This is a genomic window from Streptomyces sp. MMCC 100, from assembly GCF_041538145.2.
Lineage (GTDB): Bacteria > Actinomycetota > Actinomycetes > Streptomycetales > Streptomycetaceae > Streptomyces.
This window is the reverse complement of sequence record NZ_JBGORK020000001.1, coordinates 222,923-247,538: the sequence shown is the minus strand read 5'-3', so window position 1 is coordinate 247,538 and position 24,616 is coordinate 222,923. Positions and strand designations below refer to the sequence as shown.

Below are 24,616 nucleotides of genomic sequence, written 5' to 3'. Positions count from 1 at the left end.
CGGCATACATTCCGGGCCTGGTGGGGCTGCCGGGGGCGGTCCGGGAGTGACCGGGGTCGGGCGACCGGGGTCAGTTCTCGGGCCGGTCCTCCGGTGCCCGCTCCGGTGCCGGGGCGGGCTCCACCGTGGTGCTCTTGGCGGTGGAGATCGCCGCCGTCGCGCCGTTCGCCCCGTTCGTCAGGGCGAGCTCCTTGGGGGAGAGCACCGGCGGACGGGTCGAGGGCGTACGGCGGGAGGAACCGGTCCAGGCGGGCCGGGCCGGGCGCTTGACGATCTGGGCGAAGACCTCGGCGATCTCCTCCTTGCCCAGCGTCTCCTTCTCCAGCAGCGCGAGGACGAGGTTGTCGAGGACGTCGCGGTTCTCGACCAAGATCTCCCAGGCCTCGTTGTGCGCCGTCTCGATGAGCTTCTTGACCTCCTCGTCGACCAGCGCGGCGACCTCTTCCGAGTAGTCGCGCTGGTGACCCATCTCACGCCCGAGGAAGGGCTCGGTGTTGTCGCCACCGAACTTGATCGCACCGAGACGCTCGGTCATGCCGTACTGCGTGACCATCGCACGAGCCAGGCCGGTGGCCTTCTCGATGTCGTTGGCCGCACCCGTCGTCGGGTCGTGGAAGACGAGCTCCTCGGCCGCGCGGCCGCCCAGCATGTAGGCGAGCTGGTCGAGCATCTCGTTGCGCGTGGTCGAGTACTTGTCCTCGTCCGGCAGCACCATCGTGTAGCCGAGGGCCCGGCCTCTGGACAGGATCGTGATCTTGTGGACCGGATCGGAGTTCGGAGAGGCCGCCGCGACCAGGGCGTGACCGCCCTCGTGGTACGCGGTGATCTTCTTCTCCTTGTCCGACATGATCCGGGTCCGCTTCTGCGGTCCCGCGACCACGCGGTCGATCGCCTCGTCCAGCATGTGGTTGTCGATCAGCTTCTGGTCGCTGCGGGCCGTCAGCAGGGCGGCTTCGTTCAGCACGTTGGCCAGGTCGGCACCGGTCATGCCGGGCGTACGGCGGGCGACGGCCGACAGGTCGACGTCGGGCGCGACCGGCTTGCCCTTCTGGTGGACCTTGAGGATCTCCAGACGGCCCTGCATGTCCGGGCGGTCGACGGCGATCTGCCGGTCGAAGCGGCCCGGGCGCAGCAGCGCGGGGTCGAGGATGTCGGGCCGGTTCGTCGCGGCGATGAGGATCACGCCGCCCTTGACGTCGAAGCCGTCCATCTCGACGAGCAGCTGGTTCAGGGTCTGCTCGCGCTCGTCGTGACCGCCGCCGAGGCCGGCGCCGCGATGGCGGCCGACCGCGTCGATCTCGTCGACGAAGACGATGGCCGGGGCGTTCGCCTTGGCCTGCTCGAACAGGTCGCGCACTCGGGAGGCACCGACACCGACGAACATCTCGACGAAGTCGGAACCGGAGATCGAGTAGAACGGCACGCCCGCCTCGCCCGCGACGGCTCGCGCGAGCAGGGTCTTACCCGTGCCGGGCGGGCCGTACAGCAGCACGCCCTTGGGGATCTTGGCGCCGACGGCCTGGAACTTGGCCGGCTCCTGCAGGAACTCCTTGATCTCGTGGAGCTCCTCGACGGCCTCGTCCGAACCGGCGACGTCGGAGAAGGTCGTCTTCGGGGTGTCCTTGGTGATGAGCTTGGCCTTGGACTTGCCGAAGTTCATGACCCGGGAGCCGCCGCCCTGCATCTGGTTCATCAGGAACAGGAAGATGACCACGATGAGGACGAAGGGAAGCAGGGTGATCAGGAGCCCGACGAACGGGTTCTGCTTCGACGGCGACACCGTGTAGCCGTCGGGGATCTGCTTGTCCTGGTACTTGTTCTGAAGTGTGTTGGCGAGGGTCACGCCCTGGTCGCCGATGTAGCTCGCCTGGATCTTCGAGCTGCCTTCGACCTTCTGGCCGTCCTTGAGCTGAACCTTGATGTTCTGCTCGTCACCGGTGGTCAGCTTGGCCGACTCGACCCTGTTGTCGTTGATCGCCTGAACGACCTGGCCAGTGTCCACCGTCTTGTAGCCGCCGGACGAGCCCACGACCTGCATCAACACGACCACGGCAAGGACGGCCAGCACGATCCACATGATTGGCCCACGGAAGTATCGCTTCACGTCCATCCACACGGAGCGGTGTCGCCCCGTCCCTCCTGCCATAGTGAGTTTGATAAGACAGTTCTTCTGACGGTACCCCAGCGTGGCGGCCCTCAGCCGCACGGGCGGGCCGACGTCCCGTCTGCATGCTCCAACGGCGCGGGAGCCCCAGGGGTTCCCGGTGGCCCGCCGAAACGACGTGAAGCCCGTTACAGGGCCGCGTCAGCCGCCGTACACGTGGGGCGCGAGCGTACCGACGAACGGGAGGTTGCGGTACTTCTCGGCGTAGTCGAGGCCGTAGCCGACGACGAACTCGTTGGGGATGTCGAAGCCGACCCACTCCACGTCGATGGCGACCTTCGCGGCGTCGGGCTTGCGCAGCAGCGTGCACACCTTGAGGGAGGCGGGCTCGCGCGAGCCGAGGTTGGAGATCAGCCAGGACAGGGTCAGGCCGGAGTCGATGATGTCCTCGACGATCAGGACGTGTCGGCCCTTGATGTCGGTGTCGAGGTCCTTGAGGATCCGCACCACACCGGAGGACTGGGTGCCGGCGCCGTACGAGGACACCGCCATCCAGTCCATCGTGACGGGGGTGGACAGCGTGCGCGCCAGGTCGGCCATGACCATCACGGCGCCCTTGAGGACGCCGACGATGAGCAGGTCCTTGCCCGCGTACTCCGCGTCGATCTTCGCGGCCAGCTCGGCCAGCTTCGCGTCGATCTCTTCCTTGGTGATGAGTACCTTCTCGAGGTCGGCACCCATGTCGTTCGCGTCCACCCGCATCACTTTCGGTCGTCCCACCGGCCACTCCGGAACGTCCCGGCGATCCGTGCGCGGATCGGCGGGGGTCCGGATTCAGCCTTGCCGAATCACCAGTCTGCCACCCTGCCGCCGGGCGACGACTTTGCCGGGGAGGTTGATGGGCCCCTGACCGCGCCAGCCGGTGATCAGCCGGTCGACTTCCTCGATGTGGCGGGCGAACAGGGCACCGCCCGGGGCACCGGCCGCGAGGGCGGCGCGGCGCAGGATCCGGCGGCGTACGGCGGGCGGCAGGGCGTACAGCTTGGCGCACTCCAGTACGCCGGTGGCGTCGCGGACGCCGGCCTCGGCCTGGCGGGCCCAGGTGTCGAGGGCGTCGGCGTCGTCCCGGGAGAGCTGGGCCGTACGGGCGAGGGCCTCGACGACGCCCTTGCCGAGTGCCTTCTCCAGGGCGGGCAGGCCCTCGTGGCGCAGCCGGGAGCGGGTGTAGGCGGGGTCGGCGTTGTGGGGGTCGTCCCAGACGGGGAGGGACTGGACCATGCAGGCCTTGCGGGCGGTCTGGCGGTCGACCTGGAGGAAGGGGCGCCGGTAACGGCCGCCGGCCCCCGAGACCGCGGCCATGCCCGACAGGGAGCGGATGCCGGAGCCGCGGGCGAGGCCCAGCAGGACGGTCTCGGCCTGGTCGTCGCGGGTGTGGCCGAGCAGGACGGCGGCGGCGCCGTGGCGGGCGGCGGCCTCGTCCAGCGCCGCGTAGCGGGCGTCGCGGGCGGCGGCTTCCGGGCCCCCCTCGCGGCCGACGGTCACGGAGGTGGCTTCCGCGGGGTCGAGGCCCAGTTCGCGCAGGCGCAGGACGACCTCTTCGGCGCGCAGGTCGGAGCCGTTCTGCAGGCCGTGGTCGACGGTGACGCCGCCGGCGCGGATGCCGAGCCGGGGCGCCTCGAAGGCGAGGGCGGAGGCGAGCGCCATGGAGTCGGCGCCGCCGGAGCACGCCACGAGTACGAGCGGGGAGGCCGGGAGTCCGGACGCGCCCTCGGGCGTGCGTCCGGCGGCCGTCGCGGCGGGGACGCCGGCCGGAGTGTTCAGTTCGGTGAGGATGTCGTGGAGGACGCGGCGGACCGCCAGGCGTATCGCCGCGACCGCAGGATGGGGACCCATGTCCGGTGCCCTTCATGAAGTTGTCGGGGGTGAGCCCGAGTTTCGGTCACGCAGAGTGTGTAGATGGTGACAGAAACAGGGCGTTCCTCGAGCATCGCACGCCTGCCGAAGGCTCACGGTCCCTCGGACGGGTGATTGGAGGGTCGTTCGCCTGCCGTCGGCCGGAATCGTTTCACGCCCCGCCCGCGCGGCTCACGCCTCCGGCTTGCGGTGCACCCGCGCGATCCAGTCCGCCGGTTTGGCGATCTCCGACTTGGTGGGGAGCGTGTTGGGCGAAGTCCAGACGCGGTTGAAGCCGTCCATGCCGCACTCGTCGACGACGGCCCGTACGAAGCGTTCGCCGTCCCGGTACTGGCGGAGCTTGGCGTCGAGGCCGAGCAGCTTGCGCAGCGCCGTGTCGAGGCGGGAGGCGCCCTTGGCGCGACGCTGCTGGAACTTCTCGCGGATCTCCCCGACGGTCGGCACGACGGCGGGTCCGACGCCGTCCATCACGAAGTCGGCGTGGCCCTCCAGGAGGGACATCACGGCGGTGAGGCGGCCGAGGACCTCCCGTTGGGCCGGGGTCTGCACCAGTTCCACCAGGGACCGGCCGCCGTCGTCCTCCTCCGCCTCGGGACGGCCTCCGGCCAGCGTCTGGGCGGCCTCGCGGACCCGTTCGAGCACGGTCATGGGGTCGACGTCGGTCTCGGCCAGGAACGACTGGATTTCGCCCTCGAGGTGGTCGCGCAGCCAGGGCACGGCGGTGAACTGCGTGCGGTGCGTCTCCTCGTGCAGGGTCACCCACAGGCGGAAGTCGTGCGGTTCGACGTCGAGTTCGCGCTCCACGTGCACGATGTTCGGCGCGACGAGGAGCAGCCGGCCGCCGCCGTTCGCGCCGGCGGGCAGTTCGCGGGTGGCGGGGGCGAACGTCTCGTACTGGCCGAGGACGCGGGAGGACAGGAACGACAGCAGCATGCCCAGCTCCACGCCGGTGACCTTGCCGCCGACGGCGCCGAGGACCGCGTTGCCCGCGCCGCCGCCGCGCCGCTCCTGCATCTTCTCCAGCAGGGGTTTGAGAAGCTCCCGGAACCCGGCGACGTTCGCCCGGACCCAGCCGGGCCGGTCGACCACCAGGACGGGGGTGTCGTGGGTCTCCTCGGTGCCCATCAGGGTGAAGCCGCGGACGTGCTCCTCCGAGGACTTGGCATGGCGGCGGAGTTCCCCGACGACGGCCCTGGCCTCGTCGCGGCTCACCTCGGGGCCCGGCCGTACGAGCCGGGTCGCGGTCGCCACCGCGAGGTTCCAGTCGACCATGCCGGAATTTGCGCCGATGCTCGTCATGGGTCAACGGTACGGGAGCGCTGCCGCTGGGGGGCAGTCGTGCGGCGGGGGCGGGTGCCGGGGGGTGCGCAGCCCGGCGTTGCGGGGTGCCGCTGCGCCCACCCGTGCCGCCCCAGCGGCACGACTGCCCGCAGCTAGGGCGACGCCAGCGCCGTCGCCGCTCGGTCCAAGGTCGACTGGGCCGCCCAGGCGTCCGTCGTGGCGTTGGCCAGGAAGGCGAAGGCCAGGAGGTGGCCGTCGGGGGTGGTGACCGTGCCAGCGAGGGTGTTCACGCCCGTGAGGGTGCCCGTCTTGGCGCGGACGAGGCCCGCTGCTCCGTCCGTGTAACGGCCGGCCAGTGTGCCGGTGAAGTGGGCGACGGGCAGGCCGGTGAGGACCGGGCGCAGCTGCGGGTGGGACGGGTCGGCCGCCTCGGTCAGCAGGGCGGTGAGCAGGTCGGGGGTGATCAGGTCGGTGCGGTCCAGGCCGCTTCCGTCGTGGAACCGCGCGCCGCGCACCGGCAGGCCGAGCTGTTTGAGACGGGCCGTGACGGCGGCGCCGGCCCCTTCGAAGTCGGCGCTCTTGCCGGTCGCCACGGCGGTGTGGCGGACCAGGGCCTCGGCGAGGTCGTTGTCGCTGTTGGTCAGCATCCGCTCGACCAGGGCCGACAGCGGGGGCGAGGAGACCGTGGCGAGGGTGGCGGCGCGGGCCGTGGCCTTGGACGGTCCGGGGGATGACGCGGTGATGCCGTGCTGCTTCAGGAGGCCCGCGAAGGTGCGGGCGGCGGCGTCGGCCGGGTCGATCTCGCGCGGGGCGGGGCCGCTGGTGGAGTCGTCGGTGCGGCCCTCGTCGGCCATCAGCGCGGTGACGCGGGCGAGGTTCTCGTTGACCCCGATCGGGTGCATCTCCGTACCGGCGTAGAGCGTCGTGTCGTACGACAGCGTCACCTTGCGCACGTCGCGCCTCTTCAGGGCGGCGGCGGTCTTCTCGGCGAGGGTGCGCAGGCTGGCCAGGCCCCGGGAGTCCTTGCGGGCGGTGAGGGTGGGGTCGCCGCCGCCGACCAGGACGAGTTCGCCGGTGTCGGCCTCCAGGGCGGTGCGAGTGGTGAGGCGGTGGTCGGGGCCGAGGGCGGTGAGGGCGGCGACAGCGGTGGCGATCTTGGTGGTGGAGGCGGGGGTGAGGGGGAGGCCGGTGTCGAGGCCGTACAGGCGCTTGCCGGTGGTGAGGTCGACGACGGCCGCCGCGCGGTGCTCACCCAGCGCGGGGTCGTCCTTCAGCAGGGGGTCGAGGAGGTCCGCGAGGTCCTGGTCGCCGGGTGCCGCCTTGGCGCCGCCGGGGGTGGCGGCGCCGTCGAGGCCGGTCAGTACGGCCCCGGCGCTGGGCGCGGGACGGGGCGAACCGGACGCCGTACCGGAGGTCCCGGCTCCGCCGCCGTGATCTGTGCCACCCGTGTGCTCCAGGGCGACGGCCCGGTCCCGCTCGGCCGTACGCTGACCCGTGGAGTCCCAGGGGCCGGCGGCGGTCACCACACCGGCGGCCAGTGCCAGCCCGGCGGTGGCGGCACCGGCGGTGTACTGCCAGGTCTTCGGCCTCGTGATCCGGGCGAGCTGCGGCGTCGTGACCCGTGCGAACCGTGCGACCCGCGGTTTGGCGGTTCGGACGAACCGTGCCAGACGGGGACGTACGGCACTCGCGGCCCGCACCACATGCGGTCTCGCGGTCCGCCAAGGCCTCAGCTCTGGCACTGTCACCAGCCCCTTTCGCGATCACACACCTGCGTGAGGGACACTTAACCACCAGAACTATGTGCTGATCATGGAGGAGCGTCCGGTGGAGTTCGACGTCACGATCGAGATCCCGAAGGGTTCGCGGAACAAGTACGAGGTGGACCACGAGACCGGTCGTATCCGCCTGGACCGCCGCCTGTTCACCTCGACCGCCTACCCGACCGACTACGGCTTCGTCGAGAACACCCTCGGCGAGGACGGCGACCCGCTGGACGCGCTGGTCATCCTGGACGAGCCGACCTTCCCGGGCTGCCTCATCCGCTGCCGCGCGATCGGCATGTTCCGGATGACGGACGAGGCCGGCGGCGACGACAAGCTGCTGTGCGTGCCGTCGACCGACCCGCGCGTGGAGCACCTGCGTGACATCCACCACGTGTCGGAGTTCGACCGCCTGGAGATCCAGCACTTCTTCGAGGTCTACAAGGACCTGGAGCCCGGCAAGTCCGTCGAGGGCGCCGACTGGGTGGGCCGCACCGACGCCGAGGCCGAGATCGAGCGGTCCTACAAGCGCTTCAAGGACCAGGGCGGCCACTGATCAGGCGCCTCTCCCGTAACGGGCCGCACGCACACGCGTGCGGCCCGTTCGCGTTTGAGTGACCATACTGAGGTCATGAGGAGGGTGAGTTCGTACCAGGGAGCGTTGCGCAGGTGACGGAGGAGGACCCCAAGCCGCAGTCGGACGAGGCCCGCAGTGCCTTCCGGCAGCCCGGTGGGATCGCGGCGTCGATCGACGGCGACTCGTCGACGACGTCCGAGTTCGAGATCCCGCAGGGTCTCGCCGTCCCGCGACACGCCGGTACCGAGTCCGAGACGACCTCGGAGTTCTCGCTCCCCGACGGCCTGGAGGCGCCGCCGGCCGCGCCCGCCGACACCGAGGGTTCGGCGTTCACCATGCCGAGCACGCACAGCGCGTGGACCGCCCCCGCCGCCTTCACCCCGGCGAGCGGCTTCCCCGCGGTGAGCCTGACGGACGTGCCCTGGCAGGACCGGATGCGCGCGATGCTGCGGATGCCGGTGGCCGAGCGGCCCGCGCCCGAGCCCTCGCAGAAGCACGACGACGAGACCGGCCCCGCCGTGCCGCGCGTGCTCGACCTGACGCTGCGTATCGGGGAGCTGCTGCTGGCGGGCGGTGAGGGCGCCGAGGACGTGGAGGCGGCCATGTTCGCCGTTTGCCGGTCCTACGGCCTGGACCGCTGCGAGCCGAACGTCACCTTCACCCTGCTGTCGGTCTCCCACCAGCCGTCCCTGGTCGAGGACCCGGTGACGGCGTCGCGCACGGTGCGCCGCCGGGGCACCGACTACACCCGGCTCGCGGCCGTGTTCCAGCTGGTGGACGACCTCAGCGATCCCGAGACGCACATCTCCCTGGAGGAGGCCTACCGGCGCCTCGCGGAGATCCGCCGCAACCGGCACCCGTACCCGACGTGGGTGCTGACCACGGCGAGCGGTCTGCTCGCGGGCGGGGCCTCGCTGCTGGTCGGCGGTGACGTGATCGTGTTCTTCGCGGCGCTGTTCGGCGCGATGCTCGGCGACCGGCTGGCGTGGCTGTGCGCGGGGCGCGGACTGCCCGAGTTCTACCAGTTCGCGGTGGCCGCGATGCCGCCGGCCGCGATCGGCATCGCGCTGACGCTGACGCACGTCGACGTGAAGGCGTCCGCGGTCATCACCGGTGGGCTGTTCGCGCTGCTGCCCGGGCGGGCGCTGGTCGCGGGCGTGCAGGACGGTCTGACCGGGTTCTACATCACCGCGGCCGCGCGTCTGCTGGAGGTCATGTACTTCTTCGTCAGCATCGTCGCCGGGGTGCTGGTGGTGCTGTACTTCGGCGTCCAGCTGGGCGCCAAGCTCAATCCGGACGCCGCGCTCGGCACGGGTGACGAACCGTTCGTGCAGATCTTCGCCTCGATGCTGCTGTCGCTGGCCTTCGCGATCCTGCTCCAGCAGGAACGGGGGACCGTGCTGGCGGTGACCCTGAACGGCGGCGTCGCCTGGTGCGTGTACGGCGCCATGCACTACGCCGGCGGCATCTCGCCGGTGGCCTCCACGGCCGCCGCGGCGGGGCTCGTGGGCCTGTTCGGGCAGCTGATGTCCCGGTACCGGTTCGCGTCGGCGCTGCCGTACACGACCGCGGCGATCGGGCCGCTGCTGCCCGGTTCGGCGACGTACTTCGGTCTGCTGGCGATCGCGCAGAGCGAGGTCGACGCGGGGCTGCTGTCGCTGTCCAAGGCAGTGGCGCTGGCGATGGCCATCGCGATCGGGGTGAACCTGGGCGGGGAGATCTCGCGGCTGTTCCTGAAGGTGCCGGGTGCGGCTAGCGCCGCAGGCAGGCGGGCGGCCAAACGGACCCGGGGATTCTAGCGCCGGCCGCCTCCGGACTCGGGTGGTTACGTCCGTCGGCGGCCGCAGGCCCGTCGTGGCTGGTCGCGCCCACGCGGCGGAGCCGCATACCGATACAGCCCCGCGCCCCTTCGGGGCGCTCTCAGCGGCCCTGGTCGTACGGGTACTGGTCGCCGTACTGCTGGGGCCGACCGCCGTAGCCCTGCGGGTACTGCTGGGCGTACGGCTGCTGCGGGGGCTGCTGCCCGCCGTAGGACTGATTGCCGTAGCCCTGGTCGTACTGCTGCTGCGGCTGGTCGTACGGGTCCACCCGGCGGAGCTGCGTCGTGGCGTCGTCCATGACCGGGTACTGGGGCTGGTGCTGCTGCTGGGCCGCCGCAGGGGTCGGCCCGGCCGCGGCGGCGCGCTGCTTCTTCTTGCGCTCGCGCAGGTACTCGATGGCGATCGGGACGACGGAGACCACGACGATCAGGACGAGGATGGCCTCGACGTTGGTCCGGATGAACTCGATCTGGCCGAGCCAGTAGCCCGCGAGGGTGACGCCGGTGCCCCAGGCCACGCCGCCGATCAGGTTGTACGTGAGGAAGGTGCGGTACTTCATGCGGCCGGCGCCCGCCACGATGGGGGCGAAGGTGCGCACGATGGGCACGAAGCGGGCCAGGACGATCGCCTTGGGGCCGTACTTCTCCATGAACTCGTGCGCCTTCTCCAGATTCTCCTGTTTGAAGAGCTTGGAGTTGGGGCGGCTGAAGAGCTTGGGCCCGAAGAACTTGCCGATCATGTAACCGACTTGGTCACCGAGGACGGCGGCGGCCACGATCAGGGCGCACACCAGCCACAGCGGCTGGCTGATGTACTCGCCCTGGGCGACGAAGAGACCCGCGGTGAACAGCAGCGAGTCGCCGGGCAGGAACGCGAAGAGTCCTGACTCGGCGAAGACGATGAGCAGGATGCCGGGCAGACTGAACGTCTCGATCAGGTAGTCCGGGCTGATCCACTCAGGACCGAGCGCAAGGGTGGTCACGGGATTGTGGCTCCTGCTGCTGGGGGGAGGCGGGCGGGACCTGGCTGCCCAAACGTACAACGCAGCCGCGGTGTCCCAGGTTCCACGGGGTGTCTTGGGGTGCGCTGTGACGTTCCCCGGGGAAACCTGAGGACCATGGGTATTGAAGAATACGGCGGCGGTCAGGACCCGCAGCCCGACGTGCTCGTCGTGACCACCAACGATCTGCCGGGCCACCGGGTGCAGGAGGTGCTCGGGGAGGTCTTCGGGCTGACCGTGCGTTCCCGGCACCTGGGGAGCCAGATCGGCGCCGGGCTGAAGTCGCTGGTCGGCGGTGAGCTGCGCGGCCTCACCAAGACGCTGGTCGAGACCCGCAACCAGGCGATGGACCGGCTGGTCGAGCAGGCACGCGCGCGTGGGGCCAACGCGGTGCTGTCCTTCCGCTTCGACGTGACGGAGGCGGCGGACGTGGGCACCGAGGTGTGCGCGTACGGGACGGCGGTGGTCGTGGCCCGGGAGTGAGCCCTGGGAGTGAGACCCGGGCCACGACCACCGCTCAGGGCGTGTGCCGGACGGCGTTGGCGAGGATCGCGTCGCGCATGTAGGCGGCGAGGCCCGGCCCCGCGGCGTCGATGTTCCGCGTGAAACGTTCGTCCGATACGTACATCTCGCCCAGGCAGGTGTGCATCTCGTACCCGCAGTCGTAGTGGTTGCGGACGATGCCCTGCCGGTGGTCCTCGGCGGCGTCCATGGCCCTCTCGGAGTCGGCGGGCTCGCCCGCGTCCATCAGGGCGACGAAGCGCCGGGTGAGCGCGTCGGCCTCGTCCTGGATGCGCTGCCAGTCCTCCTTGGTGTACGAGGCGGTCTTCTCCTTGGACTGGCGGTAGGCGTCGGTGTCGCCCCAGCGTTCCTGGACCTCCTCCTCGTACTCGTCGGGGTCGAAGTCGCCGAAGACCTCGAACTTCTCCTCCGGGGTGAGGTTGATTCCCATGCTGCGTGCCTCCATGGCCTGCTCCACGGCCGCCGCCATCTTCCGCAGCTTCTCGATCCGGGCGGACAGCAGTTCGTGCTGGCGGCGCAGGTGTGCGCGCGGGTCCGCGGCCGGGTCGTCGAGCAGGGCGGCGACCTCGTCGAGCGGGAAGCCCAGCTCCCGGTAGAACAGGATCTGCTGCAGCCGGTCGAGGTCGGCGTCGCTGTAGCGCCGGTGGCCCGCGTGGCTGCGCTCGCTCGGTACGAGCAGGCCGATGTCGTCGTAGTGGTGCAGCGTGCGCACCGTCACTCCGGCGAAGCCGGCCACCTGTCCCACGGAGTAGCTCACTTCCGCTCCCTTCTCTGACGCCCTCCACGCTGCCGCCTCACGTGACGTGAGGTGCAAGCCCGTGCGACTCCCGCATAGCCCGGCGCCCGCCCGGGTGCGGGGTCGGACGCCCCGGCCTACCGTCGGTCGTATGCCACTGCACCACGGGCCCCACCCGCCGCAGGACGACGACCGGGCGCGGCGCCGGCTCGCCGTGAACCCGTTCCACGCGACGGCGGACCCCCTCGGCGGTATGACCGAGGCGCCGCCCACGCACCGCCTCCCGGACACTCCCCTGCCGCCCTCGACGGCGTACCGCCTCGTGCACGACGAGCTGATGCTGGACGGCAACGCCCGGCTGAACCTGGCGACCTTCGTCACCACCTGGATGGAGCCGCAGGCCGGGGTGCTGATGAGCGAGTGCCGCGACAAGAACATGATCGACAAGGACGAGTACCCGCGCACCGCCGAGCTGGAGCGGCGCTGCGTGGCCATGCTCGCCGACCTGTGGCACGCGCCCGACCCGGAGGCGGCCGTGGGCTGCTCGACGACCGGGTCGAGCGAGGCGTGCATGCTGGCCGGGATGGCGCTGAAGCGGCGCTGGGCGCTGCGCAACGCCGACCGCTATCCGGCGAAGGACGTGCGGCCCAATCTGGTGATGGGCGTGAACGTCCAGGTCTGCTGGGAGAAGTTCTGCAACTTCTGGGAGGTGGAGGCCCGCCAGGTCCCGATGGAGGGCGACCGCTTCCACCTGGACCCGCAGGCCGCCGCCGAACTGTGCGACGAGAACACCATCGGGGTCGTCGGCATCCTGGGCTCCACCTTCGACGGTTCCTACGAGCCGGTCGCCGACCTGTGCGCGGCCCTGGACACCCTCCAGGAGCGGACCGGCCTCGACATCCCGGTGCACGTCGACGGAGCCTCCGGCGGCATGGTCGCGCCCTTCCTGGACGAGGAGCTGGTGTGGGACTTCAGGCTGCCCCGCGTCGCCTCGATCAACACCTCGGGGCACAAGTACGGGCTGGTCTACCCGGGCGTGGGCTGGGCGCTGTGGCGGGACGCGGAGGCGCTGCCCGAGGAGCTGGTGTTCCGCGTGAACTACCTGGGCGGCGACATGCCGACCTTCGCGCTGAACTTCTCCCGGCCGGGCGCTCAGGTGGTGGCGCAGTACTACACGTTCCTGCGGCTGGGGCGCGAGGGCTACCGGGCCGTGCAGCAGAACGCCCGGGACATCGCGGGCTCGCTCGCGGCCCGGGTGGCGGCGCTGGGCGACTTCCGGCTGCTGACGCGCGGCGACCAGCTGCCCGTGTTCGCCTTCACGACGGCCGACGACGTGACGGCGTACGACGTCTTCGACGTGTCCCGGCGGCTGCGGGAGGGCGGCTGGCTGGTACCGGCGTACACCTTCCCGCCGCACCGCGAGGACCTCTCCGTGCTGCGGGTGGTGTGCCGCAACGGCTTCTCGACGGACATGGCGGACCTGCTCCTGGCCGACCTGGAGCGCCTGCTCCCGGACCTGCGGCGCCAGCCGGGCCCGATGACGCGGGACAAGGGCGCGGCGACCGGGTTCCACCACTGACGGCTCCGCCCACCGGTCAGGCGGGGAACTCGCCGCTCCTGACCGCCGTGACGAACGTCGACCAGGCCAGGGCGGGGACGATCACCGCGGGACCGTGTGGGTTCTTCGAGTCGCGCACGGGGACGCCCCGGCGGTGACCGTCGAGGACTTCGAGGCAGCTGCCGCCCTGGTCGTTGCTGTAGGAGGACTTACGCCACCCCGCCTGCCCCGCCGTGCTCGGTATGACTCGGTCGGTCATGACGTTCGCAGTCCCTTGCTGTCGCCCTGAGCAGAGCCAGGGATTCCTTCAGAGGCAGGGCGTTGCCCAGCGCGAAATCGTAGCGGTGCTGAATTTCCTGGACGATGGACGGGGAGTCATGCACCCTTCCCATCCACAGGCCTTCACCGTAGGCCACCGGCGGCTGGTCCTCGAACCACATCAGCGTGAGCATATTGCTCAGCAATGGGTGAACTCCCAGGGCAAATGGCAGGACGTGCAGCTGGATCCGTCCGGTCTCGGCAAGACGCACGAGGTGATCAAGCTGCTCCGCCATCACACCTGGACCGCCGATTCGGCGCCGCAGCACCGCCTCGTCCAGCAGTGCCCACACCACGGGCGTCACCGGATCGTCCAGGACCTTCGCCCGCTCCAGGCGTGTGACAACGAGCCTGTCACATTCCTCTTCACTCACCGGAGGGAACGACGTGCTCAGAACCGCACGCGCGTACTTCTCCGTCTGCAGGATGCCCGGGACGAACGACAGCGCGAACTCGCGGATCATCACCGCCTGTTGTTCGAGCAGCCGGGTGGCCTCGAAGTAGTCCGCGACGGCCGCTTCCTCCTGCGGCAGGAACCGGCTCAGCACGTTCCCCGTGTTCAGGACGTTGTCCAGCCGACGCGCGTCCTCCCGTGACGGCACCCGGCGGCCCGCCTCGATGTGGGCGATGTGCGTTCGAGTCATGACCGCGGCATCGGCGAGCTGCTGTTGCGTCAACCCCGCCACCTCGCGCTGCTCCTTGAGCCAGTCACCGTAGTTGGTGCCCACGAGATCAACTCCTTTGTGACAAATGCTCTGTCACCTCAAACCCCCTGGCGAGCCTAATGGAGGCCGTTTCACTCTGTACGTCGATCGCTACGGAACGCGACACCGAACGTCAGGGAGTCACGCCTTGCTCGGCCTCATCGCCCGCCTCCTCGAACCGCTCCTCAGCCTGGTCGCCCCCGGTACGGGACGACGTCGCCTCGACGCACGGGACGGATACGACCCTCCGCTCCCGCCCGCCGAGGGCCCGGCCCCTCGCCAGTTCGGCGCACGTCCTCTTCGCGGCGAGGACCACAGCCTCGTACGCCCCTACCTCGTCGCGCACGAGCGCCGGGAAGGGGAACGGCGGCGACAAGCCCGGCGCCGTTCCCTGCTGATCGCTCCGCGGGGCATCCACCTGCTCCCGCACCCGTACCCGACGCACGCCCTGGGACTGACCGCATGACACACCACGGCCCCACCCCCGCCCGGCTCCTGCCCTGGGCAGGCCCCGAGGGGAAGCCCTGCTATCTCCTGACCGACGGCAGCGGACGCCTCTCCCGAGCCGCCGACACCGTCGAGACCGTCCAACTCGGCATGGCCGGCGACCTCCTCGACCACGCGGCCGACATGCTCGAGGACCGGCAGGTGACCAGCGGCCAACTCCGCTTCCTTCTCGCCTGTATGCGCGACGCCCTGACCGACGTCTGCCGCATCGCGGAGAGCAGAGGCGCCCGCCTTCTCGCCCACGCGGACGTCAAGGCCGGTTCGGGCCGGGACGGCTGACGTCCTGCGCGCTCACCGGCTCAGCCGCGCGAACCTCCCCACCGCCAGCGGGAAGAACACCGCGAGCAGCGCCAGCGGCCAGGCGACGGCCGCCCAGAGGTGGCCGCTCTCGCCGCCGGGGCCGCCGAAGAGGTCGCGGACGGCCGTGGCGGTCTGGGACATCGGGTTCCACTGGACGACCGTGCCCAACCAGCCGGGCATGGAGTCGGGCGTGGCGAAGGCGTTGGACAGGAAGCCGACCGGCCAGACCAGGATCTGCACCGCCTGCACCAGCTCGGGCTTCCCGGCCACCAGGGCCAGGAAGATGCCGATCCACAGCATGGCGAAGCGGAAGAGCAGGAGCAGGCCGACCGCGCCGAGGAAGGCGCCGGGGCCGCCGTGGGCCCGCCAGCCGAGCGCGTACCCGACGCCGGTCAGTACGGCGAGGCCGAGCGTCGACTGGAGCATGTCGGCGGCGGAACGGCCCACCAGGACCGCGCCGTTGGTCATCGGCAGCGAGCGGAAGCGGTCGACGACGCCCTTGTTGAGGTCCTGGGTGACGGCGATCATGGTGCCCTCCAGGCCGAAGGCCATGGTGAGGGCCAGCATGCCGGGGACCAGGTAGTCGACGTACTCCCCGTTCACTCCCCGGCCGCCGCCGACCAGGTAGCCGAACATCAGCAGCAGCATGACGGGGAAGACCAGGTTGACGACGACCGTCACCGGCTGCCGTCCCCAGCGGGCCAGCTCCCGGCGGGTCATGGTCCAGGAGTCGGACAGGGCGTACAACGTGGCGTTCGGGACGCTCGTGCTCACGCGGCCTCCTTCGTGCGGTCGGTGAGGTGCAGGAAGACCTCGTCCAGGGTCGGGCGGCGCAGGGCCACGTCCTCGGCCTCGATACCGGCCTCCTCCAGCGCCCGTACGACGCCGGAGAGCGCCGCCATCCGGTCGGTGACCGGGGCGCTGAGCAGCCGGCGGTCGGTGTCGACGCGGACGCCGGTGAGCGGCAGCAGGGCCACCGCGGCGCCCAGTTGGCCGGCGTCGCGCAGGACGACGTCGACGCGGTCGCCGCCGGTGGCGGCCTTGAGCTCGTCCGCCGTGCCGTCGGCGACGACCCGGCCGGCGTCGACGACCGAGATGCGGTCGGCGAGCTGGTCGGCCTCCTCCAGGTACTGGGTGGTGAGCAGGACCGTCGTACCGGCGCCGACCAGGGAGCGGACCGAGTCCCACACCTCCGCGCGGCCGCGCGGGTCCAGGCCGGTGGTGGGTTCGTCCAGGAAGAGGACCTCCGGTTCCGTGATGAGGGACGCGGCCAGGTCCAGGCGGCGGCGCATGCCTCCGCTGTAGGCGCCGACCGGCTTGCGTCCGGTGTCGGCGAGGTCGAAGCGGGCGAGCAGTTCGTCGGCACGCGCGCGTGCCCGCCGGGCGCCCAGGTGATGCAGGCGGCCGAACATCTCCAGGTTCTGCCGGCCGCCCAGCTCCTCGTCGAGCGCGGCGTGCTGGCCGAGCAGTCCGATGCGCAGCCGTACCGCGTACGCCTCGGCGACGTCGTGTCCCGCCACCTCGACGCGGCCCGCGTCCGGCCGCAGCAGCGTGGACAGGATGCGGACCAGGGTCGTCTTGCCCGCTCCGTTCGGGCCCAGTACGCCGTGCACCGTGCCGCGTGTGACGGTCAGGTCGAGCCCGTCCAGTGCGTTCTTGCTGCCGTACCTCTTGCGTGCGCCTTCGACGGTGATCGCCGTATCGGCCACTGTCACTCCCCGCTCCCCTCCGAGACACAGGCTAGCCAAATTTGACTACCTGCCCAGAAGGTACTGCCCCGCTCTCGGCTGGTCAAACTTGATTAGCGAGCGTCCCCGTAGTGCGGCCGCCCCGCCGCGAAGGGGTTCTCCTCGCCCTCGGCCAGCACGCCGACGAACGGCTCGCCCTCACCGGCGAAGGTGTACGCGCCGCCCCGGACGCGTTCGATGAGGCCGCGGGTCCACTCCGCGCCCGAGTCGGCCGAGTGGACCCAGTAGTTCATGATCTCGCCGATGTGCCCGTACTGGCCGGGCCCCTCGGCGGGCATGTAGTACTCGGTGACGGAGGCACGCCACTCCTCGATCTTCCGCACCCGCTCCTCCAGGAGCGCCAGGGCCTCCTCGCGCGGCAGGTCGACCATGAAGCCGAGTGCCGCGGTGAGCACGTCCGGCCGCTGGTCGTAGGCGGTGAGGTAGTCGCGGAGCAGGGTGAGGTACTCCTCGGTGCCCTGCTCGGTGATCTCGTACTCCACCCGCGGCGGGCCGCCCGCCGTGGACGGCGCGATCTCGTGCGCGAGGAGCAGTCCCTGTTTCGCCATCTGCTTCAGCGCGTGGTAGATCGAGCCCGGCTTGGCGTTGGACCACTCGTGCGCGCCCCAGTACTCCAGGTCGTTGCGCACCTGGTAGCCGTGGGCCCGCCCGTGCTGGCGGACGGCGCCGAGCACGAGGAGACGGATCGCTGACATGGGGTCCAGATTAGGCGGGCGTCGCCTCTTCCCTCGCCACCAGGTCCCAGGCGGAGGCGCCGTCGAGGCTCTCGCGGATGATGTCTGCGTGGCCGGCGTGCCGAGCCAGCTCACGGATCAGGGCCAGGCAGAGCCAGCGCATGGAAACCCGCTCGTCCGGCGGGAACCACGGGTCGTTCGGCAGAGGGAAGGTGTCGTCGAGGCTCGGCACTGAGCGGATGAACGCGTCCGTCTCGGCGGCCACCTCCTCCCAGTACGCGAGCTGCGAGGCGACGCTCTCCTCGCCCACCAGCGCGAAGCACTCGTGCCAGTTGGACTCGTCCCACTTGACCGCCGGCGGCTCCTGCTTGCCGCGGGCGATCCAGCCCTGCTCGACCGCGGCGACATGCTTGACCAGCCCTGCCAGAGACAGGTCGCTGGCGCTTGGGCGCGAGTTCGCCTGCTCCGCCGTCAGCCCCAGCACCGACCGGCGGATGCCGTCGCGCTGCTCGGCGATGAACGACAGCAGCGCTCCGCGCTCGTCACCCTGCGCTTCGGCTCGCACATGCGTGACCATGACCGGCCGCCCTTTCGCTGGATTCCGTCCGGGGTTGGCCCCCGCGACCCCTGCAAAGCTACGGGCTCTTTAGGACAGACCATGTCCTAGAGAGCCCGTCGCGAGCAAGAAGTGTCAGAACGGGAACCCGCTCCGCCCGTGCTGCACCGAGATCCACTTCTGCGTGGTGAACGCGTCCAGCATGGTGTCGCCGTTGAGGCGGCCGAGGCCGGAGTGCTTCTCGCCGCCGAAGGGCACGATCGGCTCGTCGTGCACGGTGCCGTCGTTCACGTGGAACATGCCGGTGTCGATCCGCTTGGCGAACGCGACGCCCCGCTCGACGTCTCCCGTGTGCACGGCGCCGCTCAGTCCGTACGGCGTGTCGTTGACGAGGCGTACGGCCTCCTCCTCGCCGTCGAACGGGACGAGGAAGGCGACCGGGCCGAAGACCTCCTGCCGGAGCAGCGCGGAGTCGGCGGGCAGGCCGGTGAGGACCGACGGCTCGACCAGGTTGTCGGTGACCGAGCCGCGCACCAGGGCGGTGGCGCCCTCGGCGAGCGCCTGCTCGACCACGCCGGAGAGCGCGTCGGCCTGCGAGGAGTTGATCACCGGGCCGATGACGGTGGCCGGGTCGCGCGGGTCGCCGGCCTTGAGGGACTTCACCTTGGCGACGAACTTCTCGGTGAACTCGTCGGCCACCGTGCGGTCGACCAGCACGCGGTTGGCGGCCATGCAGACCTGGCCCTGGTGGACGTAGCGGCTGAAGACGGCGGCGTCGACCGCGTAGTCGACGTCGGCGTCGTCGAGGACCACCAGCGCGCTGTTGCCGCCCAGTTCGAGGACCGAGCGCTTGAAGTTCGCGGCGCAGACCGTGGCCACGTGGCGGCCGACCTTGTCGGAGCCGGTGAAGGAGATCACCTTGGGGACCGGGTGCTCGATGAAGGCGTCGCCGATCTCCGCGATGTCGGTGACCACGACGTTGAGCAGGCCGCCCGGCAGTCCGGCGTCCTCGAGGAGCTTCGCGACCAGCGTGCCGCCGACGATCGGCGTGTTCTGGTGCGGCTTGAGCACGACGCCGTTGCCCAGGGCGAGGGCCGGGGCGACCGACTTCAGGGAGAGCAGGAAGGGGAAGTTGAAGGGGCTGATGACGCCCACGACGCCGACCGGCACCCGGTAGACGCGGTTCTCCTTGCCGTCGACCGGGGACGGGATGATCCGGCCCTCGGGCGCCAGCGCCAGGTGGACCGCCTCGCGCAGGAACTCCTTGGCGAGGTGCAGCTCGAAGGCGGCCTTCAGACGGGTGCCGCCCAGCTCGGCGACGATCGCCTCGCCGATCTCCTCCTCGCGCTCCTCCACCAGGCGCAGCGCCTTCTCGAACACCGCGCGGCGCGCGTACGGGTTCGTCGCGGCCCACTGCTTCTGCGCGCGCTCGGCGGCCCGGTAGGCGGCGTCGACCTCGTCGACCGTGGCTATGGTGATCGAGGCGAGCTTTTCGTTGTCGTACGGGTTGAAGTCGATGATGTCCCAGGAGCCGGTGCCCGGGCGCCACTCGCCGTCGATGTACTGCTGGGCGAGGTCGGTGAAGTACGACGACATGTGTTCCCTCAATCCCCTTAGCTGCCGCAGCCGCCGCGAGCGAGCCGAGCGAGCCGCCTGATTGAGCGTCATCGTACTTATGTTTTACGAGAGTTGGAGGAGACCCCGCAGAAGGTCACGGCTCTCGTCCGGGCCCGGGCTGTCCTGCTGGAGTTCCTTCAGCGCCGTCTCGTACTGGGTGACGTCCTCCTGCTTGTCCAGGTACAGCGCACTGGTCAGCTGCTCCAGGTAGACGACGTCCGAGAGGTCGGACTCGGGGAAGCTGAGGAGCGTGAACGCGCCACTCTCGCCGGAGTGACCGCCGAAGCCGAACGGCATGATCTGCAGGCGCACGTTGGGGCGTTCGGACATCTCGATCAGGTGCTGGAGCTGGCCGCGCATCACCTCGCGGTCTCCGTACGGGCGGCGCAGGGCGGCCTCGTCGAGCACGATGTGGAACTCGGGGGCGTTCTCCACGACCAGGTGCTTCTGGCGCTCCAGGCGCAAGGCCACCCGCCGCTCGACGTCCGCCTCGCCGGCGCCCTTCATGCCGCGCCGGACGACCGCGCGGGCGTACTCCTCGGTCTGCAGCAGACCGTGCACGAACTGCACCTCGTAGGCCCGGATCAGCGAGGCGGCGCCCTCCAGCCCCACGTAGGTGGGGAACCAGCTGGGCAGCACGTCGGAGTAACTGTGCCACCAGCCCGCGACATTGGCCTCCTTGGCCAGGGAGAGCAGGGAGGCGCGCTCCTGCTCGTCCGTGATGCCGTACAGCGTCAGCAGGTCCTCGACGTCCCTCGTCTTGAAGCTCACCCGGCCCAGCTCCATCCGGCTGATCTTCGACTCCGAGGCGCGGATCGAGTAGCCCGCCGCCTCTCGCGTGATCCCCCGCGTCTCACGCAGTCGCCTGAGTTGTGATCCGAGCAGCATGCGCCGCACCACCGATCCGGGCTCTCCCGCGCTCACGTTCGCCAGCCTCCCCAACCGTCTTCAGGGGCCGAAGTCTGCCACTAAAACACTCCGAGCAGTACTCGTCCGGTTACGGAAACGGAATCGAGCCAAAGGAAACGTGCAGGATCATGCACAGCGCGGACCGGAACCAGCCGTCACAGGAGATGAAGAGGGGGCGAAGATGACGGAAAAATTGACCAACAAGCGGCACGGGCAGGTCCATTTCGGTCACGTGCACGTGCATCTGCCCTTGCATCTACGGTACGCATCCGAAACCATGGTCCCCGCACCACCGCGCCGCATCGCTACGACCGCGAATTCCCGGGAGTGCCTCGCATGGGGACGAATGGATCGACCATGCTCGAGCCGTTACGGCAGGGCCTTCCACCACTCGACCCCGCGGCCGTGTCGAACGCCGCCTCCTGCGCCCTGCCGCCCCGTTACGAAGCGGTGCGCGAGGCCCGGAGGTTCACCCGCAGAACACTCGACGGCTGGGACACGGGCGACCGCTTCGACGACGTCTGCCTGGTGGTCTCGGAACTCGTCACCAACGCCCTGCGGCATGCGCTGCCCGCGGACACCCCGCGCCACGACGAACAGCACGGTCCCGTACGGCTGCATCTGATGCGCTGGACCGAGCGGCTGGTGTGCGCGGTGCGCGACCCCAGTCACGACAGCCCGGTGGCCCGCGAGACGGGCGACTTCTCGGCGGAGTCGGGCCGGGGCCTGTTCCTCGTCGACTCCTTCAGCGACAGCTGGGGCTGGCACCCGCTCGCCGGGACGCTCAACGGCAAGGTGGTCTGGGCGCTGTTCCGGATCTAGCCCGCGCCGCGCCGGACCGTCCCGCGGTCTCTCCGCGGTCGGCTCGCGCGGTCGGCTCGCGTCGTCAGCTCGTGCTGTCAGCTCGCGATCAGGTGGTCGAACTCGCCGTCCTTGACTCCCAGCAGCATGGCCTCGATCTCGGCGCGCGTGTAGACGAGCGCGGGGCCGTCGGGAAAGCGGGAGTTGCGCACCGCCACCGCGCCGTCGGGCAGGCGCGCGAACTCCACGCACGATCCCTGCGAGTTGCTGCGCCGGCTCTTCTGCCAGGCCGCATCGTGCAGCTGCGTGGCGGCCATGCCGTTGTACACGTCGTACACGTCGTGGTCCACAGGTCGCTCCCCGGTGTGCACTGGCTGATGTGGCCATTGATGCATTGGTCAACTGATCCGGATCATAACCCTGTTCACGTGCAGATGCATGAGCAAATGCACGTGCACGCGCGGTGTTCCCGCGGTTACAGCTTTGACGACCGCTTTACCGAGCCCTGCCCTCTACGACGCCGGGCCCCGGGAAGTCGTTCCCGCGTGTGCCCCCGGATTCGAAGAATATGCAACAACATGCGACAACACCGGGGCCCGCTCGTCGGGAGCGGGCCCCGGTGTCGTCGCCGGTGCGCGAGGTACGGTCAGGCCGGTCAGCGGGTACCGTACGGCAGCAGCGCCATCTCGCGCGCGTTCTTGATCGCCCTGGCCAGCTGCCGCTGCTGCTGGGACGTCACCCGGGTGACCCGCCGGCTGCGGATCTTGCCGCGGTCGGAGATGAACTTCCGCAGCAGCTCGGTGTCCTTGTAGTCGACGTACGTCACTTCCGCCCGGTCCAGCGGGTTGGGACGCTGCCGGGCGGTCTTGCGGTCGCTCTTGCGGTCGTTCTTGCGGTCGTTCTTGCGGTCGCGCTTACTGGGCAGGGGCATGGGGTCAGACCTCCAGGAGGGTGTCGAAGGCGGGCGGCAGCCGGTCCCAGGCGGCCTTCCCCGCGGCGTACTCGGCGTCGGTCAGCAGGCAGGACTCCAGGAGCCGTTCCAGGCCGTCGCGGTCGAGGCCGGGGGAGGTGAAGACCAGGTGCTGGCAGCGGTCGCCGTGCTCGGGGTGCCAGTCCAGCGCGGCGGCGGCGCGGCGCACGGGCGGCACCAGTTCCCAGGCGGCGTCGGGGAGCGAGGCGAGCCACGGTCCCGCGCTCTCCACGCACAGGGCACCGCCCGCGGCGTCCCAGTGCAGCAGCGTGTCCCCCTTGCCCGCGAGCCAGAACCGGCCCCTGCTGCGCGCCGCGGCACAGGTGAGGTCCTCGAGCGCCGCGTACAGCCGCTCCGGGTGGAAGGGGCGGCGGCGGTGCCAGACCAGGGTGGCGACGCCGTGCGCGTCGGCCTCGGCGGGCAGCAGGGCGCAGGCCGGGTGCTGTGCGGCGGCCGCGGCCTCCACGTCGAACCCGGCGAGGGCGGCCCGCGCCAGCTCCGAGGAGGGGGCGGCGCACGCGGAGGGCTCGGACGGGGGCGCTGAGGGGGCGCCCGCCGGGTTCCCGTGGCCGATCGGGACCCGGCGGGCTGTCGGATGGAGCTGGGTGAGCAGCTCGCGGTCCTCGTCGTCGGCCTCCGGCGAGCCGGGAAGGGACTCGGCGAGGGCGAGGACGGAGGCGTACTCCAGCTGCCGCGCGAAGGTGTCGGCGACGGTGCGCTGGTCGGTGGCCGCGGCGGCGAGGCCGCCCTCGGCGAGGTCGTCGCCGTTGCCGAGGTACGGCAGGACCAGGGCCGGGTCGACGGCGGTGACGACGCCCGTGACGGTGAAGCCGCCGGAGGTCACCACCTCCGCCATCGCCTTGGGCTCGACGGAGTCCCACAGTTCGACGACCGCCAGCGGGGTGCCGCCGGCCTCCGCGAGCCGGACCAGTTCGGGGACGAGGTCCTCGCGCAGGGCGCAGCACGCGCAGTCGTTGACCAGGGGTGCCTCGCCCGCGGAGCGGATGCCGGTGGCGTCCCGCACGGTCCGTACGACCGTGCCCGCGATGGCCGTCGCGAGGTCGTGGTGGAGGACGACGCTGCCGGGCACGTCGGCCAGCAGCCGCGCCACGGCCGCTCGGCGCGCGTCGGCGTGCAGCCCGCCGACGATCACCACCGGCAGTTCGTACAGGCGGCCGGGCCGGCTCACGCCCCGCCCTCCTTCCCGTACCGGCGCTCGAAGCGCTCCACGCGTCCGGCGGTGTCCAGGACCCGGGCGGTGCCGGTGTAGAAGGGGTGGCTGACGTGGGAGACCTCGACGTCGACGACCGGGTAGGTGTGGCCGTCCTCCCACTCGACCGTGCGCTCGCTGGTCATGGTGGAGCGGGTGAGGAAGGCGTAGTCCGCGGCGCGGTCGCGGAAGACGACCGGGCGGTACTCGGGGTGGATGCCCTTGCGCACGGCGGCTCAGCGCTCCTCTCGGAAGTCGACGTGGCGGCCGGCCACGGGGTCGTACTTGCGCAGGGTCAGCCGGTCCGGGTCGTTGCGCCGGTTCTTGCGGGTGACGTAGGTGTAGCCGGTCCCGGCGGCGGACCGGAGCTTGATGACCGGGCGGAGTTCGTTGCGTGCCATGCTGCTATCTTACTGAAAATGAATTCCATTAACAGCTAGGGCCCGTCCGGCCCGGAGGAGAGGTACGTCACCGTGTCCGCCCACTGCATGCTGACCGGCGCCCGGCCCGGTTTCGGCAACCGCGTCTCCCACTCGCACCGGCGCACCTCGCGCCGCTTCGACCCCAACGTCCAGACCAAGCGCTACTGGCTGCCGAGCGAGAACCGGCACGTGCGGCTGCGGCTGAGCACGAAGGGGATCAGGACGGTCGACTCGATCGGCGTCGAGGCGGCGGTGGCGCGCATCCGTGCCCGGGGAGTGAGGATCTGATGGCGAAGAAGAGCAAGATCGCGAAGAACGAGCAGCGGCGGGAGATCGTCGCGCGGTACGCGGCGCGCCGGGCCGAGCTGAAGGAGATCGTCCGCCGCCCCTCGTCCACGGAGGCCGAACGGCTCGCCGCCCAGCGGGAACTGCGCAGGCAGCCGCGCGACGCGAGCCCCACGCGGGTGCGCAACCGCGATCAGGTCGACGGGCGCCCGCGCGGGTACTTCCGGGTCTTCGGGCTCTCCCGGGTGAATCTGCGTGAGCAGGCGCACGCCGGGCATCTGCCCGGGGTCCGCAAGTCGTCCTGGTAGCTTGCGGCTGTT

At 70.7% G+C, this 24,616-nt stretch carries 29 protein-coding genes; 9 read left to right on the top strand and 20 right to left on the bottom strand.

The features are described from left to right. Nucleotides 1-70: 70 nt before the first annotated feature. The 5 genes from ftsH to dacB all read right to left on the bottom strand — a co-directional run bounded on the left by ftsH (nt 71) and on the right by dacB (nt 7,002). Complete coding sequence (gene ftsH, locus ABS735_RS01295; protein ID WP_373905074.1) at nt 71-2,110, bottom strand: ATP-dependent zinc metalloprotease FtsH; 2,040 nt, start codon at nt 2,108-2,110, stop codon at nt 71-73. Nucleotides 2,111-2,305: 195 nt separating this feature from the next. Further along, a complete protein-coding gene (gene hpt, locus ABS735_RS01290) occupies nt 2,306-2,845 on the bottom strand; it encodes a hypoxanthine phosphoribosyltransferase (protein WP_226027733.1) in 540 nt (179 codons plus the stop codon). A 93-nt stretch (nt 2,846-2,938) separates the two neighbouring features. Beyond that, nucleotides 2,939-3,997: a tRNA lysidine(34) synthetase TilS gene (gene tilS / locus ABS735_RS01285; protein WP_373905073.1), complete on the bottom strand. Its 1,059-nt coding sequence runs from the start codon at nt 3,995-3,997 to the stop codon at nt 2,939-2,941. A 192-nt stretch (nt 3,998-4,189) separates the two neighbouring features. Then, nucleotides 4,190-5,317, bottom strand: a complete 1,128-nt coding sequence (locus tag ABS735_RS01280) for a zinc-dependent metalloprotease (protein ID WP_373905072.1) — start codon at nt 5,315-5,317, stop codon at nt 4,190-4,192. Between the two features lie 134 nt (nt 5,318-5,451). Next, nucleotides 5,452-7,002, bottom strand: a complete 1,551-nt coding sequence (dacB, locus tag ABS735_RS01275) for a D-alanyl-D-alanine carboxypeptidase/D-alanyl-D-alanine endopeptidase (RefSeq protein WP_373905162.1) — start codon at nt 7,000-7,002, stop codon at nt 5,452-5,454. A gap of 124 nt (nt 7,003-7,126) precedes the next feature. On the opposite strand from dacB, the gene ABS735_RS01270 reads away from it, so the two are divergent. Together ABS735_RS01270 and ABS735_RS01265 are read left to right on the top strand one after the other, a co-directional pair. Then, nucleotides 7,127-7,618: an inorganic diphosphatase gene (locus ABS735_RS01270; RefSeq protein ID WP_007452023.1), complete on the top strand. Its 492-nt coding sequence runs from the start codon at nt 7,127-7,129 to the stop codon at nt 7,616-7,618. Between the two features lie 113 nt (nt 7,619-7,731). Beyond that, nucleotides 7,732-9,438: a threonine/serine exporter family protein gene (locus ABS735_RS01265; protein WP_373905071.1), complete on the top strand. Its 1,707-nt coding sequence runs from the start codon at nt 7,732-7,734 to the stop codon at nt 9,436-9,438. A gap of 121 nt (nt 9,439-9,559) precedes the next feature. Here the strand turns inward: ABS735_RS01265 and ABS735_RS01260 are convergent, their stop codons facing one another. Next, nucleotides 9,560-10,441 (bottom strand): DedA family protein, encoded by an 882-nt coding sequence (locus ABS735_RS01260; protein WP_373905070.1) that lies wholly within the window; start codon nt 10,439-10,441, stop codon nt 9,560-9,562. Nucleotides 10,442-10,576: 135 nt separating this feature from the next. Between ABS735_RS01260 and ABS735_RS01255 the strand changes: the two genes are divergently transcribed. Then, a complete protein-coding gene (locus tag ABS735_RS01255; RefSeq protein WP_373905069.1) occupies nt 10,577-10,942 on the top strand; it encodes a YbjQ family protein in 366 nt (121 codons plus the stop codon). A gap of 34 nt (nt 10,943-10,976) precedes the next feature. On the opposite strand, the gene ABS735_RS01250 is transcribed toward ABS735_RS01255, so the two are convergent. Beyond that, nucleotides 10,977-11,738 (bottom strand): MerR family transcriptional regulator, encoded by a 762-nt coding sequence (locus ABS735_RS01250; RefSeq protein WP_373905068.1) that lies wholly within the window; start codon nt 11,736-11,738, stop codon nt 10,977-10,979. Between the two features lie 130 nt (nt 11,739-11,868). Between ABS735_RS01250 and gad the strand changes: the two genes are divergently transcribed. Continuing rightward, nucleotides 11,869-13,296 (top strand): glutamate decarboxylase, encoded by a 1,428-nt coding sequence (gad, locus tag ABS735_RS01245; RefSeq protein ID WP_373905067.1) that lies wholly within the window; start codon nt 11,869-11,871, stop codon nt 13,294-13,296. 16 nt (nt 13,297-13,312) lie between these two features. Here the strand turns inward: gad and ABS735_RS01240 are convergent, their stop codons facing one another. After that, a complete protein-coding gene (locus ABS735_RS01240) occupies nt 13,313-13,534 on the bottom strand; it encodes a DUF397 domain-containing protein (protein WP_373905066.1) in 222 nt (73 codons plus the stop codon). Next, nucleotides 13,485-14,321, bottom strand: a complete 837-nt coding sequence (locus ABS735_RS01235) for a helix-turn-helix domain-containing protein (RefSeq protein WP_373905065.1) — start codon at nt 14,319-14,321, stop codon at nt 13,485-13,487. Before ABS735_RS01235 ends, ABS735_RS01240 begins: the two co-directional genes overlap by 50 nt. A gap of 124 nt (nt 14,322-14,445) precedes the next feature. Here ABS735_RS01235 and ABS735_RS01230 point away from each other — a divergent pair, with 124 nt between their 5' ends. Continuing rightward, complete coding sequence (locus ABS735_RS01230; protein WP_373905064.1) at nt 14,446-14,763, top strand: hypothetical protein; 318 nt, start codon at nt 14,446-14,448, stop codon at nt 14,761-14,763. Further along, nucleotides 14,760-15,083 carry a hypothetical protein gene (locus tag ABS735_RS01225; RefSeq protein WP_373905063.1) on the top strand — a complete coding sequence of 108 codons (324 nt, stop codon included), beginning with the start codon at nt 14,760-14,762 and terminating at the stop codon, nt 15,081-15,083. The genes ABS735_RS01230 and ABS735_RS01225 overlap by 4 nt, the downstream gene beginning before the upstream one ends. Before the next feature lie 12 nt (nt 15,084-15,095). Here the strand turns inward: ABS735_RS01225 and ABS735_RS01220 are convergent, their stop codons facing one another. The 6 genes from ABS735_RS01220 to ABS735_RS01195 all read right to left on the bottom strand — a co-directional run bounded on the left by ABS735_RS01220 (nt 15,096) and on the right by ABS735_RS01195 (nt 20,587). After that, entirely contained in the window at nt 15,096-15,824 is a 729-nt protein-coding gene (locus ABS735_RS01220; protein ID WP_373905161.1) for an ABC transporter permease, read from the bottom strand. Nucleotides 15,825-15,874: 50 nt separating this feature from the next. Further along, entirely contained in the window at nt 15,875-16,813 is a 939-nt protein-coding gene (locus ABS735_RS01215; RefSeq protein WP_373905160.1) for an ATP-binding cassette domain-containing protein, read from the bottom strand. A gap of 92 nt (nt 16,814-16,905) precedes the next feature. Continuing rightward, nucleotides 16,906-17,547: a PadR family transcriptional regulator gene (locus tag ABS735_RS01210; RefSeq protein WP_373905062.1), complete on the bottom strand. Its 642-nt coding sequence runs from the start codon at nt 17,545-17,547 to the stop codon at nt 16,906-16,908. 10 nt (nt 17,548-17,557) lie between these two features. After that, nucleotides 17,558-18,103, bottom strand: coding sequence for a DinB family protein (locus ABS735_RS01205; protein ID WP_373905061.1), 546 nt, complete (start codon nt 18,101-18,103; stop codon nt 17,558-17,560). A 114-nt stretch (nt 18,104-18,217) separates the two neighbouring features. Then, a complete protein-coding gene (locus tag ABS735_RS01200) occupies nt 18,218-19,678 on the bottom strand; it encodes an aldehyde dehydrogenase family protein (RefSeq protein WP_373905060.1) in 1,461 nt (486 codons plus the stop codon). A gap of 84 nt (nt 19,679-19,762) precedes the next feature. Next, nucleotides 19,763-20,587 carry a helix-turn-helix domain-containing protein gene (locus ABS735_RS01195; RefSeq protein ID WP_373905159.1) on the bottom strand — a complete coding sequence of 275 codons (825 nt, stop codon included), beginning with the start codon at nt 20,585-20,587 and terminating at the stop codon, nt 19,763-19,765. Nucleotides 20,588-20,944: 357 nt separating this feature from the next. Between ABS735_RS01195 and ABS735_RS01190 the strand changes: the two genes are divergently transcribed. Next, nucleotides 20,945-21,430, top strand: a complete 486-nt coding sequence (locus ABS735_RS01190) for an ATP-binding protein (RefSeq protein WP_373905059.1) — start codon at nt 20,945-20,947, stop codon at nt 21,428-21,430. A gap of 77 nt (nt 21,431-21,507) precedes the next feature. On the opposite strand, the gene ABS735_RS01185 is transcribed toward ABS735_RS01190, so the two are convergent. The 5 genes from ABS735_RS01185 to rpmG form a co-directional block, all read right to left on the bottom strand. Further along, complete coding sequence (locus tag ABS735_RS01185; RefSeq protein WP_011028968.1) at nt 21,508-21,759, bottom strand: DUF397 domain-containing protein; 252 nt, start codon at nt 21,757-21,759, stop codon at nt 21,508-21,510. Between the two features lie 305 nt (nt 21,760-22,064). Continuing rightward, nucleotides 22,065-22,340: a 30S ribosomal protein S18 gene (gene rpsR, locus ABS735_RS01180; protein WP_373905058.1), complete on the bottom strand. Its 276-nt coding sequence runs from the start codon at nt 22,338-22,340 to the stop codon at nt 22,065-22,067. Between the two features lie 4 nt (nt 22,341-22,344). Continuing rightward, a complete protein-coding gene (locus tag ABS735_RS01175; protein WP_373905057.1) occupies nt 22,345-23,568 on the bottom strand; it encodes a CobW family GTP-binding protein in 1,224 nt (407 codons plus the stop codon). Next, the gene (locus ABS735_RS01170) at nt 23,565-23,819 is read right to left on the bottom strand and encodes a type B 50S ribosomal protein L31 (protein ID WP_373905056.1); all 255 of its coding nucleotides are present in this window, start codon (nt 23,817-23,819) and stop codon (nt 23,565-23,567) included. Before ABS735_RS01170 ends, ABS735_RS01175 begins: the two co-directional genes overlap by 4 nt. A 6-nt stretch (nt 23,820-23,825) precedes the next feature. Beyond that, nucleotides 23,826-23,990, bottom strand: a complete 165-nt coding sequence (gene rpmG / locus ABS735_RS01165; RefSeq protein ID WP_373905055.1) for a 50S ribosomal protein L33 — start codon at nt 23,988-23,990, stop codon at nt 23,826-23,828. Nucleotides 23,991-24,062: 72 nt separating this feature from the next. Here rpmG and rpmB point away from each other — a divergent pair, with 72 nt between their 5' ends. Further along, complete coding sequence (gene rpmB / locus ABS735_RS01160) at nt 24,063-24,299, top strand: 50S ribosomal protein L28 (protein WP_373905054.1); 237 nt, start codon at nt 24,063-24,065, stop codon at nt 24,297-24,299. Beyond that, on the top strand, nt 24,299-24,604 hold the full coding sequence (rpsN, locus tag ABS735_RS01155; RefSeq protein WP_061443321.1) for a 30S ribosomal protein S14: 306 nt from the start codon (nt 24,299-24,301) through the stop codon (nt 24,602-24,604). Before rpmB ends, rpsN begins: the two co-directional genes overlap by 1 nt. Nucleotides 24,605-24,616 lie beyond the last annotated feature (12 nt).

What these genes read in the sequence shown, in the direction of transcription:
- ABS735_RS01255 (WP_373905069.1), top strand. Translation starts at nt 10,577, where the DNA reads ATGGGTATTGAAGAATACGGCGGCGGTCAGGACCCGCAGCCCGACGTG.
- rpsR (WP_373905058.1), bottom strand. Translation starts at nt 22,340, where the DNA reads ATGCCCCTGCCCAGTAAGCGCGACCGCAAGAACGACCGCAAGAACGAC.
- rpsN (WP_061443321.1), top strand. Translation starts at nt 24,299, where the DNA reads ATGGCGAAGAAGAGCAAGATCGCGAAGAACGAGCAGCGGCGGGAGATC.
- ABS735_RS01200 (WP_373905060.1), bottom strand. Translation starts at nt 19,678, where the DNA reads ATGTCGTCGTACTTCACCGACCTCGCCCAGCAGTACATCGACGGCGAG.
- ABS735_RS01280 (WP_373905072.1), bottom strand. Translation starts at nt 5,317, where the DNA reads ATGACGAGCATCGGCGCAAATTCCGGCATGGTCGACTGGAACCTCGCG.
- rpmG (WP_373905055.1), bottom strand. Translation starts at nt 23,990, where the DNA reads ATGGCACGCAACGAACTCCGCCCGGTCATCAAGCTCCGGTCCGCCGCC.
- ABS735_RS01225 (WP_373905063.1), top strand. Translation starts at nt 14,760, where the DNA reads ATGACACACCACGGCCCCACCCCCGCCCGGCTCCTGCCCTGGGCAGGC.
- tilS (WP_373905073.1), bottom strand. Translation starts at nt 3,997, where the DNA reads ATGGGTCCCCATCCTGCGGTCGCGGCGATACGCCTGGCGGTCCGCCGC.
- ABS735_RS01240 (WP_373905066.1), bottom strand. Translation starts at nt 13,534, where the DNA reads ATGACCGACCGAGTCATACCGAGCACGGCGGGGCAGGCGGGGTGGCGT.
- gad (WP_373905067.1), top strand. Translation starts at nt 11,869, where the DNA reads ATGCCACTGCACCACGGGCCCCACCCGCCGCAGGACGACGACCGGGCG.
- ftsH (WP_373905074.1), bottom strand. Translation starts at nt 2,110, where the DNA reads ATGGACGTGAAGCGATACTTCCGTGGGCCAATCATGTGGATCGTGCTG.
- ABS735_RS01210 (WP_373905062.1), bottom strand. Translation starts at nt 17,547, where the DNA reads ATGTCAGCGATCCGTCTCCTCGTGCTCGGCGCCGTCCGCCAGCACGGG.
- ABS735_RS01190 (WP_373905059.1), top strand. Translation starts at nt 20,945, where the DNA reads ATGGGGACGAATGGATCGACCATGCTCGAGCCGTTACGGCAGGGCCTT.
- ABS735_RS01205 (WP_373905061.1), bottom strand. Translation starts at nt 18,103, where the DNA reads ATGGTCACGCATGTGCGAGCCGAAGCGCAGGGTGACGAGCGCGGAGCG.
- hpt (WP_226027733.1), bottom strand. Translation starts at nt 2,845, where the DNA reads ATGGGTGCCGACCTCGAGAAGGTACTCATCACCAAGGAAGAGATCGAC.
- ABS735_RS01220 (WP_373905161.1), bottom strand. Translation starts at nt 15,824, where the DNA reads ATGACCCGCCGGGAGCTGGCCCGCTGGGGACGGCAGCCGGTGACGGTC.
- ABS735_RS01195 (WP_373905159.1), bottom strand. Translation starts at nt 20,587, where the DNA reads ATGCTGCTCGGATCACAACTCAGGCGACTGCGTGAGACGCGGGGGATC.